The 18,423-nt window shown below is 38.3% G+C and carries 11 protein-coding genes; all 11 read right to left on the bottom strand.

Features of this window, described 5'->3' with window-relative positions; all coding sequences use genetic code 11:
* Nucleotides 1-45 precede the first annotated feature (45 nt).
* The 11 genes from EO125_RS06670 to EO125_RS06620 are packed head-to-tail and all read right to left on the bottom strand — an operon-like array spanning nucleotide 46 to nucleotide 18,420.
* A complete protein-coding gene (locus tag EO125_RS06670; protein ID WP_127148204.1) occupies nucleotides 46-7,860 on the bottom strand; it encodes a RapH N-terminal domain-containing protein in 7,815 nt (2,604 codons plus the stop codon).
* A complete protein-coding gene (locus EO125_RS06665; RefSeq protein WP_127148203.1) occupies nucleotides 7,860-10,019 on the bottom strand; it encodes a lytic transglycosylase domain-containing protein in 2,160 nt (719 codons plus the stop codon). The genes EO125_RS06670 and EO125_RS06665 overlap by 1 nt, the downstream gene beginning before the upstream one ends.
* A 2-nt stretch (nucleotides 10,020-10,021) precedes the next feature.
* A complete protein-coding gene (locus tag EO125_RS06660) occupies nucleotides 10,022-10,735 on the bottom strand; it encodes a hypothetical protein (RefSeq protein ID WP_127148202.1) in 714 nt (237 codons plus the stop codon).
* A gap of 7 nt (nucleotides 10,736-10,742) precedes the next feature.
* Nucleotides 10,743-11,246: a phage protein Gp13 family protein gene (locus EO125_RS06655; protein ID WP_164726464.1), complete on the bottom strand. Its 504-nt coding sequence runs from the start codon at nucleotides 11,244-11,246 to the stop codon at nucleotides 10,743-10,745.
* Nucleotides 11,215-13,569 (bottom strand): hypothetical protein, encoded by a 2,355-nt coding sequence (locus tag EO125_RS06650; protein WP_127148200.1) that lies wholly within the window; start codon nucleotides 13,567-13,569, stop codon nucleotides 11,215-11,217. The genes EO125_RS06655 and EO125_RS06650 overlap by 32 nt, the downstream gene beginning before the upstream one ends.
* Nucleotides 13,566-14,189 carry a hypothetical protein gene (locus EO125_RS06645; RefSeq protein WP_127148199.1) on the bottom strand — a complete coding sequence of 208 codons (624 nt, stop codon included), beginning with the start codon at nucleotides 14,187-14,189 and terminating at the stop codon, nucleotides 13,566-13,568. Before EO125_RS06645 ends, EO125_RS06650 begins: the two co-directional genes overlap by 4 nt.
* Nucleotides 14,190-14,246: 57 nt before the next feature.
* Entirely contained in the window at nucleotides 14,247-14,669 is a 423-nt protein-coding gene (locus EO125_RS06640) for a hypothetical protein (protein WP_127148198.1), read from the bottom strand.
* Between the two features lie 17 nt (nucleotides 14,670-14,686).
* On the bottom strand, nucleotides 14,687-15,709 hold the full coding sequence (locus EO125_RS06635) for a major capsid protein (RefSeq protein ID WP_127148197.1): 1,023 nt from the start codon (nucleotides 15,707-15,709) through the stop codon (nucleotides 14,687-14,689).
* Between the two features lie 14 nt (nucleotides 15,710-15,723).
* Complete coding sequence (locus EO125_RS06630; RefSeq protein WP_127148196.1) at nucleotides 15,724-16,347, bottom strand: hypothetical protein; 624 nt, start codon at nucleotides 16,345-16,347, stop codon at nucleotides 15,724-15,726.
* Nucleotides 16,340-16,696: a hypothetical protein gene (locus tag EO125_RS06625; protein ID WP_127148195.1), complete on the bottom strand. Its 357-nt coding sequence runs from the start codon at nucleotides 16,694-16,696 to the stop codon at nucleotides 16,340-16,342. The genes EO125_RS06630 and EO125_RS06625 overlap by 8 nt, the downstream gene beginning before the upstream one ends.
* Nucleotides 16,693-18,420, bottom strand: a complete 1,728-nt coding sequence (locus EO125_RS06620; RefSeq protein WP_127148194.1) for a portal protein — start codon at nucleotides 18,418-18,420, stop codon at nucleotides 16,693-16,695. Before EO125_RS06620 ends, EO125_RS06625 begins: the two co-directional genes overlap by 4 nt.
* Nucleotides 18,421-18,423: the final 3 nt, after the last annotated feature.

The raw sequence follows: 18,423 nt of genomic DNA, 5'->3' as shown, positions 1-18,423 counted from the left end.
CTTTACATATAAAAGGAGCTACCCACGTTAGATAGCTCCTAACTACTATTTTCTTTTTTCTTCACGACTTCGAAGATTCTTATCAAATGCAATGGCTGTAATTAAGTCCCTTAGGGTTGCCTCTGTATTAGAAAATGACCATTTTGCCAGTGTCCAAAAACCATCGGTAAAGGTATCACTAAACCCTGTGAGACGATTGCTCACCTGGCTTGTTGACCGCATCACATCAATCCAAGATTTTTTACTGCTTTTCACATTTCTGTACAACTCTAATAATTTTGGCATTAGACTAAGTGCAACAGTTTCATTTCCTTTACTCATACTCGGTTTTCCCATAGCCATATCCATAGCCAAGGAAACTCCATCTCGTAGTATAGGCAACCCTACAAACGATCCTGTAACCACTGACGATAACATTTTTTTCAAAAGACTTTCTGTATCATCGTCATCACCGTCCCACGTAGACCGTAATAAAGCCTCTGACATATTCTGTAATACTACCCAGAATAAGATGTGGTTAAAGAGTTTCATATAATCTTGTTTATCTACGACGGCATACCCACCCTCAACCAATGCATTTAAAACTGTATTAGCATACGTATAAAATGGTGTAAATAAAGCCACTAAGCTATTTTTCTTTCGTTGTAACTCTACAGAATCTTTCGTATCCCCTGAACCAAACACTCTACGAACCTGTCTATCCGCTGCTGAAATAGCTTCCGTTTCAATATATTCTCGTTCTAACCCCTTAGGCAATAGCTCCGCTACTTTCTGCTCATACGCAAACTTCCATAACGGCATAGACAACATTAAATCTGTTTCTGTGATAAATACATATCCATACCGACTAATCGTATCTCGTACCTCTTTTGTCATGTACTTGGTTTCAGATATGCTCCGTCCAATATCGCTATTAGGAAAGAAGGTCATACCTTTACCGCCAATGCTTAACCCTTCATGTAAATCATGATCTAGCGTATGTATACGCTCACGTAAAAAGATACTTCGCTCCATAACGAATTTTCGGTTTGATACATACCTATCAGATAAAGGGTATCCCATAAACTCTGTAATCGCTCGGACTGTATTTAGTAAGCCAATTTCTTTTGTCATCGGAATCACATTCAATACATTAAGTAAGGCTGTACTCGTCCTATAGGACATAATAGCCATAGATGTATTTCGTCTTAAATCTTGCAATACTCTATCTAACCGTGAAGATTTACTAATCTCACTCTGCCAATTATCTCGCACCCAGGTCTTCAACATTTGTAATGTTTCTACACCTGTAGTACGAACAATATAGTCACTGAGTGCCCGATTATTTAATAAACGATTCACATCCGTAGCTGCTTCACGCATACTAATATGGTTAATCGCTTCATCAATAGCACGTGGAATCACATCAAAGGATAGTAGTAGCTTTTTCCCTTTCACTAACTGTACACGACTTTTGGTGGCACTCATCCCCATACCCCATACAGCGCTAGATGACATTTGTGATTTTATAATATCTTCTACTTCATAATCCTTAGCAGCACCATCTACAGTCGGATCATATACGATAGGATAATATTGTCCACGAATCTTGCGTCCATTAATGGTGAAAGTCACACCTCTTTCTTTGTGCATAGGTGAACCATATAATCGCTCTTGAACGGCGCTACGTTCTGCATAATAAGAATTGATAAGTTCCCATGTTTTCTCCACAAAATCCCAATCTTTATCATCCAAGAACTCACTAAAAGCTTTATCTATTAGAACTTCTGCTTCTTCCTGGTCACTTAACCCTACCGTTTCAATAACACGTTGCCGATTATTTTTTGTCCCCCAGTTTAAAGCTAAGGCTAATACCTGCTCTTTAGTCATGCTATACACGGTACCAATGTTATACATACGTTCCGTTCTAATATGAAATAGTTCTTTTTTCTCGTACACCTTCATCACTTGTTGTAAATTACGAGTGGCATCTTCTAACATCTCCTTGCCTTTTACAGTGGCTCTATTAATTGGTTCGTAGATATAACGATTCCATACACCAGATTTATCATCATCGTACCGACGAAGTATAGTTTCTACTTTTACTAGGCTTAACATATATCCAGAGAATGTATCTTGTAACCGTCCAAAGAATCCTTGCTGATTGGCTTGCGTTAATAAATCCTTAGTATTTGATTGTAATCGCTTACTACCTTCAATGATAAGTTCTGCGCCTGCATCTTCGAAAGAGATACTTTCGCCTTGTTCATTTAGGATACTTACACCTTCAAACTGTTGTGCACCTTGTGTATACACTGCTTTTATTAATTGTCCCATATCTAGTAATTGGTCAAATGTTAACTGTTTCCATGATTTTGGCTTTTCTAATAGCTCCATAATCCATGGGTCTAATGTCATCTTGGTTTCCGCTTTATCCTGGAACTCCGCATCAGGATCGAGCAATAATAGCACGTCCCCAATAGTAAACCCTTTAGATGGTTCTATACCATCACGATTGACTAAATTTAATTGATACATCATATGTTGAATAAAGTATCTAGCAGAAGAGTGAATCCGTTTAGGTGATTTAGGTCGTGAAATGCTTTGGTACTTTTTCTTTAAATCCCTTTCTAACGTTTCCACCTCACGTAAATTATCATAGGCTGCACGTGCCATGGCTTGATAATACAACTGCTGTTGCTTATGATGAAAGGCTTCATCCATTTGCCCCTTTGAAATAGCAATATCTGCCTTTCTTGCGGAGCTAGCGCTTTTATTTTGGTACGTTTTAAATGAAGTAGCCTGTGGGATTGTCATAGTTCGCAAGGCATTATGGGCTTTCTCCATCATATCTTCTGTACTCCATAAGGATAAGCCTCGCAAGGCTCGCATGTTACTAATCCCTGTTTGTAACTCTTCTTGTAGTTTTTTTATTTCTTCACTCTGCTGTGCTGAATCTTTTTCTTGTAATTTCCGCACTTTCTTTTGTACTTTATCATCTTCTATAGCAGATGCTACACGTTCAATAGATGATGGATCATTGACATCGATATCTCCTAAAGCGCTAATAAGCTCAAAATGTTTTGCTACTGCTTTATTTGTATCTTTACGAATGGCTTCCGCTTCATAGGCAGTAATTCGTTGCATTCCCTCTGTGGTAAGCAAATACTCTTCTGCAATCCTTTTAACCGCTTCATAATCATGTGTAAATCGCTCTACTTCTTCACGCTTAGATTGTATCTCCTTTGCAACCACTTCCTTCATAGGTCCTATACCATCGTTAACTTCCCCATCTATAAGAGCCTGTTCGCTATGGTACGGTGTCCCTTCTAGTCCAGCTACACCAAAGGCATCAAAACGTACTCTTGCTTGATACACTGGATATTGTTCTACTAATTGTCGCTGCAACGTTTCTTCTAGTTCTGGAATAGAGGCTTCAAACTCTTCTAGTTTTGTATTGGACAATTCTTTCATATACGTAGTAAGCACTTTTTCTTTTGCTTTTTCTCGAATGCGATCGAGTTTTTCTTGCCATTCTACTTGCTTTTCTTCTGTGAAAGATTGATATAGCCCCGTTCTTTCAAAGCTATCTAATCCCTGCTGTGTGATATAGGAATTGATATCCTCTTCCGTTGCAAGCATACGTGCCATGACATCTTGCACCTCTTTAGGTGGTATTCCGCCTAGGAGTGTTACACTTTTATATAAAGCACTGAGCCATTCTTTAAAACGACGAAATATACGTTCCAATACTTTTGTTGGTGCTTTTCCTTCACGAACATAGGCTTCAAAACCTGTTGCAAATTTCTCATGTGCTTCTGTATTATTAGCTCCTTCTGTATCTGACCATCCACTCCACTCTTTAATGGTATTCCAATCCTCTACTACTTGTTTAGGAGCACCATCCATTGTGGCAAGCATACGCAAGTCTTCTAAAAAGAGATGACCACTTTCATGGATAAAGGTAGAAAAATTAGCGGCATCGAATAATTGTATGAGCCGTTTACTACCAAGTTTTTCTGGATATACTGTGGTTAATCCTCTGTATTTCGAACTTTCCTCAGCTTGATAATATCTATCTTGTTGCGCTGCACGTACCTTATCTAAATCTTCATCAGTCAACACTTTTTCATTGCTTTTTTGCAAATGTTGTTCTATAATAAGGGCTATATTAGACCTAGTTGTTCCGGTTGGGCCATTTATTGCCTGTTGCTGACGAAGACTAGGTCTGTTTTTATGTATATGTGCATATAATAGTGCTTTATTTTCTAATTGCTGATGATACCACTTTATATTTTGCCTTTCAAAAATAGACTTTACTTTGTGAACCTTTCCAAAATTATAATTTATATCAAACACGAATGGAACCTGTATTAAAGTTCCTTTTTTACCTAATATATCTACTACCACAATAACTTCATTATCAATAAATTTTTGTTTTCGCCCGTCATAGTTTTTAAAGATTGCTACAGGATTAGCAATGGCTCTTGGTAAATCTTTTAACACTTCTGTATCAATAGAATCTGCATGCTTCCCTTTTAACACCTTCGCTAATACAGAAGGTGTTATTTCTATATCATGCGCTGAAAAGCCTAACATTTGTAACACAATAGGTGTACTCATGAGTCTAACATCTCGGTTTAGTATTTCCCCATCCTTATAATGATCCATTACGGAGTTCCAGGCAATACTATCTTGCTCTAGTTTTACTTCCCATTCAGGTCGGCTATCCTTAAGAACGCCCATAGTATCATCCGCCTTTTGTGCATAATAGTTAGGATTACCGTCCGCATCAATATAGTTATTCCCTTTATAATCCTTGACTTCTTTTAGCATATCTTGTATAGTGATAGACAAAGATGGCGATTTCGAAATACTGCCTTTGTGCGGTTGGAAATTGCCATCTTTTTTTACTGCCATAACACTGTACAAATCAATTTTTAAAGGGTTTAACTGAATATTGGAAGAACTTTCTTCACCCACTATCTTAATTGTAAAGATATCATCGCCTAATTTAATCGGCACATAAAAATAATGATAGTTTTTTACTTTAGATTTATGCTTATTTTTTGCTTGCTTTTGGTTAGCTACAGATTCTACTAATACACTAGACTGCACTAACTCTTCTAATGATAATATACTTGGATTAAATGCATCTAATAGTTGTTTCTTAGGGTTTTGATTCCATACTAAATGTCTACGATTTAACTTGTTAGGAATACCAAACTCTCCTTTTTTATCTAGAGAGATTACGCTAGATTTAAACATTCCTTTCAAGTGTTGTTCTAGCTCTTTTTTATTTAGCCCTAATACAGACGAACTAGCTAAAGATGTCAAGTCTACTATAGGTACTGTCATATGTACATCCACATCCCTATTCATAGGTTGTGCGTATCCACTTCCTGCCACTTCTCTTGCATTAGCTTCTATTTGAACACGTTCCATATAATCTTTTGCTGTGAAATGACCATATCCAGCTTTCCTCATAATATTGGCCATGACATCTGCATGCATTGCCATCACTAAGGCACCCTCTTTTGCTTGACTCGCAACAGCAGGGTTGCCTTTTTTTAATTCTCCTACTAAGTCTTTATAGATTTGGTATCCTTCATCAGATAAGTTAGAACGTACATAGACATCACTATCTGCAATTTGGAACAAAGTATCTTTGATACTATCCATAGCTTCTAGGTCTTGTAATGCTTCTTCCATTTCGTTATAACGATTCATGGCAGTTTCCATAGCACTATCACTCATGACATCAGCATACTCTTGGGATAGTTGTTTCTTACCATGCTCAAAGGCAATCCGTCTACGGTCCTTATAGCTAGGTGCTCGATGGTGCATAGCTACATGGTCATCATACCACTGAGGTTTAGGATCTTCCTTATTATACTCCAATGCCTTATGCTCATCATGATAGGTCTCTCGATAGGTTTCTTCCATTTGGTTATACATATCATTAAAGACCTGTTTGATATGGTACGGATCAGTTGATACAACCATTTCAGCTAGGGTTCTTTCTCTATCACTATGATTTGAGAACTCTTTCATGATATCTTCCTTAACGGCTTCTATCTTTTTGGCATGCTCTCCTGCAAAATGTTCTTGATAGGCTTTTGCCCCTTTGACTGCTTGCTCTATACTTGCTACAGACATACCACCTTCCGTATAAAAAGTAGCCTTTTCCAACGCTTTAACAGTATCCTCTGTTATTTCTGTATTAAGCTGTGCAAATTGGCTAATAGGCACGGGGAGAGCTGCTTCATGTTCAATGGCTTTTGTAGCTTCTTCTCGTGTCACAATACCAGAGTTAATTAAACTTTGAATCGCTTCTTGCCCCTGTTGGGTGTCTACTAATTCATGAGCATTAATATATACAGTACCAATGCCTTGCTTATCTGCTGTGGCTTGAATAGTTTTAGCAAATAACTCAGGGTTCTTTTGTGCCAATGGGTTCACTTGACTTTCTTTAATTAGTGCACTGACTACTTGATTACCTCTCTGATTAATATCAGACTGTACGACCATGTCTTGTTGCTCAGGACTCAACCTATGAAAGGCTCTAAACTGATGTATGGTGTGTGCTGTACTACCAAGTCCACCTAATACACCAAGACCAACAACGGCTGGCACTGCATCTATCATGGCATTAATAGATCCTATACCGATATCTGCTAAACTATAATGCACATCCCCTTGTTTGCCCCACAGATTGGTCTGTACCTTATCATTGATATCCTGTAAGCCTTCTTCTAGTAACTCACTAGCACCAGATTTTAATCCAGCTTTGAAAGATTCCTTAGCAGTGGTAATAGCACCCTCTTTCATAATGGCAGTTTTACTTTGGTTTTCTATCATCTTAGTCAATACAGATACACCAGGCTTAACTGCTTTGATTGCTTTTACAGCCAATCCTAGTCCTACCATTTCAATTGCTGCATCAGGAAGAGAAAATACCGACGCACGAATCTTAGCTTCCTCATTACTATAAATTTGATTACCATTGGCATCTTTTTTATCGATCAAATCTAAATATTTCTGACCAAATGACATTTTTTGAATTTCGCTACCCAGTCCCAACCTAAACCCAAGACCAAATCCACTAATAGCCCCTGGAATAGCACCGACTCCACCAGCCATAGCACCTGCAGTAGCCCCTAATGTAGCACCTGCTGTCCCCTCTATCATGGCAGCAGACGCAATTTGTCGCCCCATAATTACGCCTTGTTGCGCTGTGGCGCCTGCAATAGATTCTATCCAATCACTTCCTTCTGTTCTATATTGACTAAGATTATTTTGCAATCGTTCAATCTCATGGTTTATCTCTACAATTTTATTAGGATCTGTTTCGTAAGCCAAATCTCTACCTTGCTTAGCTAGTAATAATTGGTCATTACCACTCCATATACCTTGTTGGATAGAATCCCATATACCTCTTGTTTGACGAACATTTTCTGCATGTTTTAATAACTCTATGGCTTCTGCTTCACTACTGTATTGAATATTGGAAAACTCTGGATACTCAGCTTTAAACGCTTCCATATCATTTAAAGTATTTTTTCTAATACTCATTTCTCTAGCTCGCTCAATAACATCATGTCCACCATTGATAAGTACATTAGGTGAGATGTCCAATGTTTTACCTATCTCTATGGCATCTTGTGACCAGTCCGCATCATTATAGGCTATCTTTCTATATGCCTTAGATAACGTGCTATTAGAGTTTTCAAACAAACTATCTAGACGATCACCGAAAGACATATTTCTTTCTTTTTCATCATCTACATGTCCAAAATCTTTTACATATTTGGGGTTATCATATGTTTTGAAACCACCTTTTCTGACATCTTCAGATGTTATACGTTGGTTATTTACCATTATTCGTCTCCCTCGTAGCTACTCGACTCTCCACTGTCATCATGCTCTCGTTTCCATGTATCAACATCAATTGATCTAATAATTTCTCCATCTTTTAATATATTTACATAATATCCACCATCATCACCTTTAACTAATGAAACATCATCACCATTATAGGCTCTTACTTGAGTTCTACTAATATTGACATGAACATCTGGCGCCCAGTTTCTTACATATGTATATTCTTTTTTTCGTACAGCCTCTACTAAAAATTTGACCATTTCCGAGTCTGATGGATACTCTCCGTATTCAGAATAATGTTGAGTTCTATATGCGGCTCCTTCTTCAGAAGCCCCTATCCATAAAGCATTCATATCTTTTTTGGAATACCCTAGCCTATCTTGAACTACGGACTTATATTGTCCTACGGCTGCACTAAATCTTCCTGTCCCTTTCGAACGATCTTCTAATGAAGAATACACTTTATTATAAAAAGAATTACTAAAAGATCGCCCTGAGTTCTTCATTAAATTCATGATATATTCAGAACTTTCACCTCTATCTATTGCCTCCATTATCATAGCTTCATTAGCTGGTCCCGCCCTTAATGCAGCTGCATCTCTTCTTTTTTGTTCGTTACTATAGCCTTCTATAGTACTTATCAATGCAACCTTAACATCAGGTGAATCATTAGTTTGTGATTCAAGTATATTCGCTATCTCACCTGGTGAGTAACCAGTTTTTTCCATTTGATGCGCCATTAGTCTTAAATCTTTAACTTTTTTTCGTACCTCTTCTTCATGCTCTCGTTTTATTTTTGCTTGCAACTGTGTAAACCTTTGTTCTGCTTTTGCAAGAAAATCTGCCTTTTCGCCGTCTGTCATGGTATTATAGTTTCCCATCAATGACTTAGTAGAATTTACATAATTTCGGATTGATGTGCCTCCTCCATTATCCTCTTTATCCCAAGAATAGTGGTTTCCATTGCCATCGATGGCATCTGGTTCTCCATTTACCCATCGTATGGCATTTTGTTCTCCTGCGAACCAACCTACTAATGCACCTTCAACTCCATATTTTTTGTAGTATCCTCCAAAAACATGATCAAACACCTTATCATAGGCATCAGAATCTTCCATTGGTCTATTCTCAACTCCAGCTTGTTTAGACCATTCTGGCCAATTATCTGGCATAATTTGATATAGCCCATACGCTCCAGATGGATTTCTTGCATTAGGGTCATTACCACTTTCATGCATTGCTACTGCTTTTTTTAGCGCTCCATATTCACCACTTCCCTTACTATATGGGTTTTCTTTTTCCAGCATATACAAAGCTGCTTTTTTAGCATCATTACCATTTTTCGCAAGAACATCTCTTAACTTAACTTCGTCTTCTAATACAGCATTAACCTTAAACTCTTTCGCTGTTTCTTCAAACTTTTTATACTTTTCTGGCATCATCCCTGCATCTTTTGCTACATCAATAATGCCATCGATTGCTTGATTATTCTTTTCAGTGCCTGCTACATGTAATACGCCTTGTAACAACTCTTCCGTAGCTTTGTCTTTTCTAGCACGAACAGCTTCTTCACCTTCATAACCATATATCTCATCAATCTTTTTATAAACGTTATCTAACTGGCTTTTAACAATATCCATCTTGGTATATCCTAATTGTGCCACTTTTGCTGAACTTGTAATAAAGTTTGCTACAGATACATCTCTATACTTATCACCTTGTTCACGCTCATGACTCTCCATTTTTGTATTATTCTGTAACCACGATTGGTCTGCATGTTGTAAAAACCCTTGCTGAGAACGTTTAAACTGTAATTTTGAAGATATATCCTCACGTATTTTTGCCTCTTCTTGGCGAAATCTCTCTGCAGAATTAGCGGCATCTTGTAATGTCGTATAGGCAAGTCCTGTTTTGTCGTTGTACATAAGGTCAGCAATGCGGTTATTATAATCGGTTTCCGCATTCATTTGTTGCAGTTTCATTTCAGTATCTATCTTTTTTAACTGCACATTATAAAGGTCGTTCACCCCTTTTTGAAAGGCTTGTAGACCACTAGCGATTTGTCCACCATAAGCTTCTATACTTCCGCTTCCTTGTAGTCCACCACTAGGACCTGTATTTGGTTTAACTTGCTCATTATATGATTCTAATCTCATAGTTATCTCCACCAATTCTTAACGCTTGAGATATGTTCTAAGTAGTTAGGCTTAACTGCTCCCATACCTACCGCCTTATTGCTTATAATTCCCTTCGGTGTAGTAAAGTTACTAAACATACTATTAGCAGATGTAAAACCATAAGGATTTGCATTACCACTTGCCCCTGGGCTAAATGTTCTTGTAGGACTCACATAGGAAGTGCTTATTGGGCTCTCTACTTTTCCATAATCGCTTAAATACGATTGTACTGAGGCAGCAGTACTCAATAGAGTTCCTAGCATTTTCATTCTTCCTGCTTGCTTAGCACTCTGTATTCCAGCATACGCATTAGCAGCCTGATTCCTATAATTCCATGTTTGTAATGCTTGTGAATCTACATCGTTTCTTTGGTTCTGTAAAAGTTGTAAACTATCCGCTACATACGAATCATGGCTACTATCCATCACATCCTTTACGGATCCCGTAGACATGAGACTAGATGCACCCGCTTCATTTCTATTTTGACCTAATGCTAATCGCATTTTCTCCGTTAGTTTCTTTTGTTCACGTCCTGCATTATCAGCAATTTGCTCTGCTTTTCGTTCACTCATCTTTGTATTGTATTCTGCTAGCTTAGCTTGATTTTCGTACATAGCTACTTGTGCTTTTGTTTCTGCTTTAGCCCCCATCATGCCACTAATCGCTTGTATCCCTATCATTGCTAAAGGATGCATGCACATACTATTCACTTCCTTTCTTTGGCAATGTAAACAATAGAAATCCGTCTGGTAAATTGGCTCCTTCTATAAATGTAGCGCCTAACCACCGTAACCAACGTATAGATGCTTTATTATCCTTGGATATACAATTCCATAAGGCTCCTTGTTGTTGCCACTCATTAATGATTCGTTTGCTTTCCTCTAAAAAGTATCGTTGATACCTTTTTACCTCTTGTAAGCGATAACTCCCTAAAAACCATATGCAATAGCCTAACCCTTTATAGTATTCGTCTCCTATCCCATAGGCCCATATAGGCGACTCTACTCCATCTATACATTCGTATTCTATCCACCATTGTGCACTGCATGCTGTAGATAATAAAAGGCCATGAGTGGCATCTTCTGCTCCCATAGCCATGCATTCTATAATATCAATTGTGCGTAGACGTTTCGCTAACTCTACCAAGTCTCCTAAGACTCTCTTATCATTCGCCTTACCACTGCGTTTTATTATTGTACCTTGCAAGTGTACCTCCCCCGATAGAAACATCTCGTACTACAGATAATAGGTTAAAAGGAAATGGATCATCGTGTAATATACATACGCTCGCATCTGTAGCATATCCTTTCCCCTGTGTTGGGATATTAATATTTACATCTCCCGTATACATAGTGCTACCATTTTGTATAAGACTGGCATCACCAATTAAATCCATCCCTCTATTGAAGGTAACGCCTACTTTCCCTCCACGGCTATTTCGAAGTCGTAATATCATACTATTACTTCGTACCGTCCGAGATTGGAGTGTTCCGTCTTTCATGTCCATATACACCTGTGGTAATACAATTTTACATTCGATCGGAATACCGATAACAATATCTTTCGCTACGTAAGGCAGTTTCACCGTGCCGTCTTGACCTACTTGCACCTGGTGTACATCAGAATGATTGAGTAATAGCACTACATCCATTCCTTTGAGGTGTTCTATTCGTATACTGGTTTGAGTATTGTCCGTAATAGCAATAGAGCAATCTAACGTAGTATAACTAGATACATCCTTACTATCTATTGGACTATCTAATCGTTCAATATATCGTTTTTCTTGCCCTAATACAGTCCGCTTCACTACGGCATACACACTATCTTCATTACCATTTGCTACAGAACAAATCGTTTCAAATACTCCATCTTTTGTTTCATGGTGAGCCCACCCAGTGACATCTTGCTCTCTAATGATTGTTAAAGCAATTAGTTTGCCATCGTCACGTACATAATACAGTATGCTATCTGGTTGTTGTGCGAATGTACTATCTACTAGACTATGTTGATTTACCAAATGTTTGGCTAATAATGTTAAATCAATTCCATTATAGTTATCCGATTCATAGGTATATCCCATGTCACGTACTGATGAAGATCTCTTTTGTACGTAAATTAGACGATTCCCTATATATTGTGGGTCACAGTTTGATGCCCCATGTTGAGTCTGTGAACGTGGTACTACCTTGGATGGTTTAATAGCTTCTGAACCACTGATAACCCATTCGTTACCATCGGTTAGTACGATTAAATCTTGTGCTGATATCATATGTACAATATTGAAAGCAGCACGACTTATAAGACCTAATGTAATAGCACTATCATCTGTTACATTTCCATCTGCTTTTTCCACTTCAAAATTAGGGTAATCACCTGTACGACTAAACCATAGTTTATAGGGATTTGATTTCGAGCCACCCAATACTAGTCTATCTTGGAAAAAAGTGCTCATTCTAGGATAGCCTACCTCTTTTCCCCAAGATGAAAGCTGCCATTCTGATGTTTCCGTTTCCTTCCCTACAGGTTTTAATACTTTTGCCTCAACTTCGGTAGGTGAAATGTATCGACTAATAACTACCATACCATATTGGTCATAGGGTTTGATTGTGAAATCAATGGAAACATCACCACTAGTAATTTCGCTTTGTATTCGTAATTGTGTGCCTCTATTAAAGCTCCCCGTTTCAGTAACATTGTAATCACCGTTGGAACTATATTGACGATAGTTTTCCCACTCTGTATTCTCCGTACCATCCTTCTTTTGTATCGTAATAGTTCCGTACCAGGTACCATGAGTGACTATTTTCCACTCTTTATCTGTATCGTCTGCATAACTTCCAATATCCATAGATTCATATCCGGGTACTTCATACTCATGTCTATGCCAGAGACGCCGTTCACTAACATACTCAGTTCTACCTGTCATCTTTTTTATTTCAGCTGGCATTCGATGCTTAATCTTAATGACTTGTCCTACCATGCCTTCTTTAAACATAGACTTTGTAGATATGACCTTGTTACTAGAACGAACATATTTTATTTTATGAGTTCTATCTGTATTTATATCGTCAAATGGTGGTGCCACTAAATCAAACAATTTAAATTCCCATTCATTACCAATTCTTTGCAACATATGAATAGGATGCAAACCACTGCAAATAAAGAATGTATCTGCTGACTGATTAAAATCTAACTCATTTAATATCGACTCTTCATAAGGCGTTGTTAATTCTATGCCTGTATATCTATCGTTTTTCCATATACGAATGTACAAGTGTCCCACTTCTAAAAAGATAGGTTCAGGATATACAAAACGTATGAGCCTCACTTTTCGATTCGGATACTTCGCTTCTCCAATAAACCTTGTTCCATTCCGTTTGCAAATACTACCGTAAGGACGTATGATGCAGTTTTTAGCCATCAGTACAGCACTTCTATATTTATCTAAATCACTTCGATTTTCTATCTCTGGTGATATTTCTCCTGTTGTAAAAGAGTGCTGTACTACATACATATTACCTGTACTCATGTTGCTCTCCTTGACTCAATGTATCCTACTGGCAGTTCTAAATCAAATTGGCGTTCAGATGAAACTATATTTTTAGCTTCTAATAAGGCGCCTTGATAAATTTGGAACTGTGACCGATACATTTCCATATTACCAACAAGAGATTGTGCTAAACTTGCTGCCAAGAATCGTGTAAGTGCTTCAATAAAGATAGGTGGAAATATATCAGGATCATTTACATCAACCACATAATCTACATAGGCTCTTGTCATATTAGTTCCAATCGCCTTTGTACTGCTATCTAGGTTGAACACTTCGTAATTAGGTATATCTTTTACACTGTAACTCGTATACAGTCCATTCCGTATTTCAGTATCTTGTATAATTCGATAGATTCGTAAAGCGTGCTCTGGATATAAATATGTGTGCCTATATCCCCCTGTATAAGTTTCTACCTGTATATTTGCTAATGGCTCCACACGTCTTGCAAATCCCCACATATATTGGGATAATACTAATCTTCTAGCATGATGATAGTATTGATTACAGATACGTGCCGTTTCATTGTCGTCATCTAAACTCGTAATAAGACCCTCTCCTATATGTGAAAGAGCCATATTACAGAGGTCTGTTTCCGTCATATTGTACCTCTTTCTATATATGAAAAGGACTACCCGAAGGTAGCCCTGTAGTTCATCTTATCGTAAATCAATATCTGGCGTTAAGGCAGCAAATAATGCATTGGAATTGATACTTGCACTAGCTGTTACTTTTAATTGTACATACCGTTTCAATCCGTATGGCAATAAGACCGTTAATTTAGATCCCTTTTTGGCATCTAATTTATACGTTCCTAATACCGTTGGGCTTGTAATCGTTACATTCGGTGGCTGTTGCCCTGCTACACGTTTCTTCAACAATGTAGACGTTGCAGAATCACTCGTTTGTAATTCCACCGTCAATTGACCAGAGGTGCCCTTTAAATTATTCATTGCCAAATATAACTGATTGTAGGCATCACCTGCTTTCACAGTATCTACTACATCAGAGTAAATGGTAGTTCCAGTTGAGTTATAACTTTCTTCACCAGGGAAAAATGTATTTTCAAAATCTGTAATCATTGTAATACCTCCTTGACCTATACATTGGCGATTGGGTCTTCATCAGTGCGAAGTACATCACAAGCTTTTACTTCAATACCTGCTACATAAAGTTTTGGCATTTCGCCCATAACCTCTTGACGTGTTACATGAATATTATTTTTATCCGTTAATGCTACTTCTAACGCTGTTTTAATCTCTGGTGGTACATATGCCACTGGTTTAATACGTCCACTATCTAAATTGCGAATACGCCCCTTCGCATAAATAAAGGATTCAATAAATTTTTGACGTTGAGAAGATGTGGCACTATCCAATTGGCTAACATCAATATTACGGATAGCCGCTACACGGCGTGGGTCTGCTACCATAAGCCCTACATCCCAACTAAATAACGTTTCTACTACTCGGAATTTATTTCCTTCAAAGTCAACCGCATCAGTTTCACCTAAATCTTTTTTAGTTAATCCTGCTTTAGATCCTCTAGGGTAAATCCCCATGACACCATCATCACCATGACATACAATCCAAATGGAGCCACACTTACCAGCTACGGTGCCACCCATATTAATATTTTGGTATCCATAGTGCGTTTTATCTGTAGATAACACATTATATCGTTTAGCTAAGCCATTAAACTCGCCTACATTGACATCTGTATCGCCGTAGAACAACATACTTGCCACGGTTTGACCAAAGCCTTCAATGTGTGCTGCATCTTCTGTTTGTCGAAAACGCATTGGGTCATTAGATAACATAAGCAACTTTACATCTACACTAGAACGGTCTTCAAGCATTGCAGCCGTATCTGTTACTTGTTTAGTGCTAGACTTGGTGTTTGGCACACCACGGTTAATCGCACGTACGTGAGGGTTTGGCAATGCCGTGCGTTGCGTTGTCAAGTTTCCAGTAGGTAAGTTACCCTCTTTGAAACGTAAATCTTGCATGATAGGGTTAGCTTGGTTTAACACCTCAATAATGCTATCAATTCCATCTTTAGAACCTTTATACCGTTTATGTAAATCCATTAACGTTAATGCTTCTGTACCAAATGTTGGCATATTTCATCACTCCTTTACTTCATTCGATATACATCAAAGTTTGTATTATCGTAAAAATTAACTCCAGAGCCGCTTCCTTGTCCACTTAAACGACCTGTATCTTCTGCTACTAGATCACCAATCATGGCAAATGCTTTCACAAGTGCCACATTATTCCCAATGCCATTCATCATAAGAACCTCTCGTAGATTAGGGATATCCTTTTCTAGATACTCAATTCCCGCTCCTGCTTTAGCAATGGTGGTATCAAAATTGGACCCTAATTCTTTTACAGTTTCTTCCTTCCAAGTTTCTGCTTGTGCCGCTTGTAATCCATCGATATGATTCAGTAAGGCATCTCCCATAGTTTGTAGATAGCCCATGCCAAACTTAGCAATTTGCTCTGCACCTTCTTGGGATACACCACTATTACGCAGGACTTCACTAAAGGCTTCCGCACTCTGTTCATCAATACTTTCACCATCGCTTAATAAACTTGTGAAATCATATGTTTCAGGCACACCTCCTTGAGGCTCTACAGGATTTGATGTACCTGTGGATTGTGTTGAGGTATCCGTTGTACTATTTGTGTTATCATGAGTATCTTGTACCTCTGTGTTTGGTTCTCGTGTCACTGTATTTGTGGATTCATTATCCATTTGACTCTCCCACCTTTCTTGTAATCAATTCATTAATACGCTCTTGATGTTGAATGTATTCTAGTTCTGCTAATTGCTTTTGCTCTATACCTTTCACACCAAGTAATGTGGCAATATTCTTTACTATATCTATGCCTACAGACCGTCTACCTTCATTAAAGAATGATTGAGAATTGCCTGTAAAAGTAGTCTGCATGATACAGCATGTATCTAGTAACCGCATGAGAAACCAACGCCCATCTTCGGTACCCAATACAGCTTCTAGCCCCTTGCGATCCCGATTCTGAATTTCCATCTGCCTAATCTCTCGAATGAGTTCGTCTTTCTTTTTTACACCATACTCTATCATTCTTCACCACCTAATCCTGGCATGCCTAGCCAATTTCCTACTGCTGATTGATTCGTATTCGCCGCTTCCGCCATATCCTTTGTCGCTTTCGCTAGATTAGGGGCTTGTTCTAACATCTGTTGCTGTTGCATTTGTTCTTGTTGTGCCATCATCGCTTGCTGTTCTTCCTCTAGCTTAGCTTGTGTTTCTTCATCACTAAAAGACATCGCAGCAGGTGCACCTAAATACTTGAAGTATTCATTGACAAGTCCAATCGGGTTAATTTTCGCTTTTACCTCTGGATATACTTGCATCATGTTCATGGCAAAACCAAATGCTTGTTCGATAGTGGTTAAACCTGCCAATTTTTGTGCTTGCGCTAATGGTGAGGTAAAGTCTACTTTAATTTCTTTATCCGATAACGTTTCCCTAAGTTCTTCTGGTATTGGTGGGAATATTTTCGCATCCGATAGAATAGCATACGTTCGTTCAATGACATTATTGAGGAACTCATATTGCAATCGTTCTACTACAGGGCCTAGTTGTTGTAACTTTTCCTGTGTACGTTCCATGACCTCCCGTGCCGTCATTTGACCACTATCTAGCTGTTCTAACATCAAGAATAGGTCTGCATTATAACAGCGCTTAATATTCTCACGTGTTTCCATGACAATTTCACCTAATGGTCCCAATTGCATGTTCACATCAAACAAGGGTTTTACCACATCATTAGGGTTATCTGTGGTTGTAATTCCTCCTGGAATCAGATTCACGTTATACGCTAGTGAAGAGGATACTTGCATTGGCGGCTTTACCATTAACTCTACCGCTCGCAATCTATCACTCATCAAAGTTTGCAACATCTTTACATCGTCATTGGCATACCAACCAGCACCAACGGCATAGGTTTCATTTCCTACTACTTGATACCTTGCTACACATACAGGAAAGGTATTGAATCCACCTACTTCTAAAAAGGTTTCTTCCCCTTCTAGCCAATAGTAGCTCCGATATTTCATATGCCGTTTACCAATTTTACCGTTTACAAAGTCCCGATTAGGTTCTACTAACCAATATACAGTGTATGTATCTGCACTATATCTGTGATTACGAAGTAAGTCTTGCATTCCAGGTGGCATAGATTCCACGCTAAACTGTTCTGCAATCTGCATTAGGGTCATCTCCCGCTTCACAGTAAATGTATCTACGATACCATTACCGCCTACACTCATGGCATAGGTGCCAATAGTGAACTGTTCTACACGAATACCTGTACGAGTATCTCTAAATATACCCATAGCGGCTTGTCCATAGGCTAATTCTTGGTACGCTTGGTAACAACCTATATAAAAATTACTCTTTCCAAAAATAGCTTGCATAATCTCATGCCGTTGATCTAAGACTGCTGACATTTCATGATTTGCCTGTAATCCACTATTGGCCAAGGTAAGTTTGAACCACTGTCTGCTTGGCGGTGTTAATCCACTCATAACTCCACTAGCAAAAATATCATTGCAATGTGATGCATAGCTATCTAACAAATGGCTAGTATCATAATCAATGGCTTTTCCATTTGTGTCATTCAGTTTACCTATGAAAGGTAACTGGTATTTCTTAATTTCACGCCATACTTTTACATGTGATTGCTGTGCATCGAATAAGCGCTCTACCTTTTGACTCACTTCTTTTGTATTGCCTAGGTCTTTAAATTTAGCTCCAGTAGGGGATCTAGCCAATAAGCTCATAGA

Origin of the sequence: Veillonella sp. VA139 (assembly GCF_003992005.1) — a bacterium.
Lineage (GTDB): Bacteria > Bacillota > Negativicutes > Veillonellales > Veillonellaceae > F0422.
The sequence above is the reverse complement of the archived record's forward strand: the minus strand, read 5'-3'. Positions and strand labels throughout refer to the sequence as shown.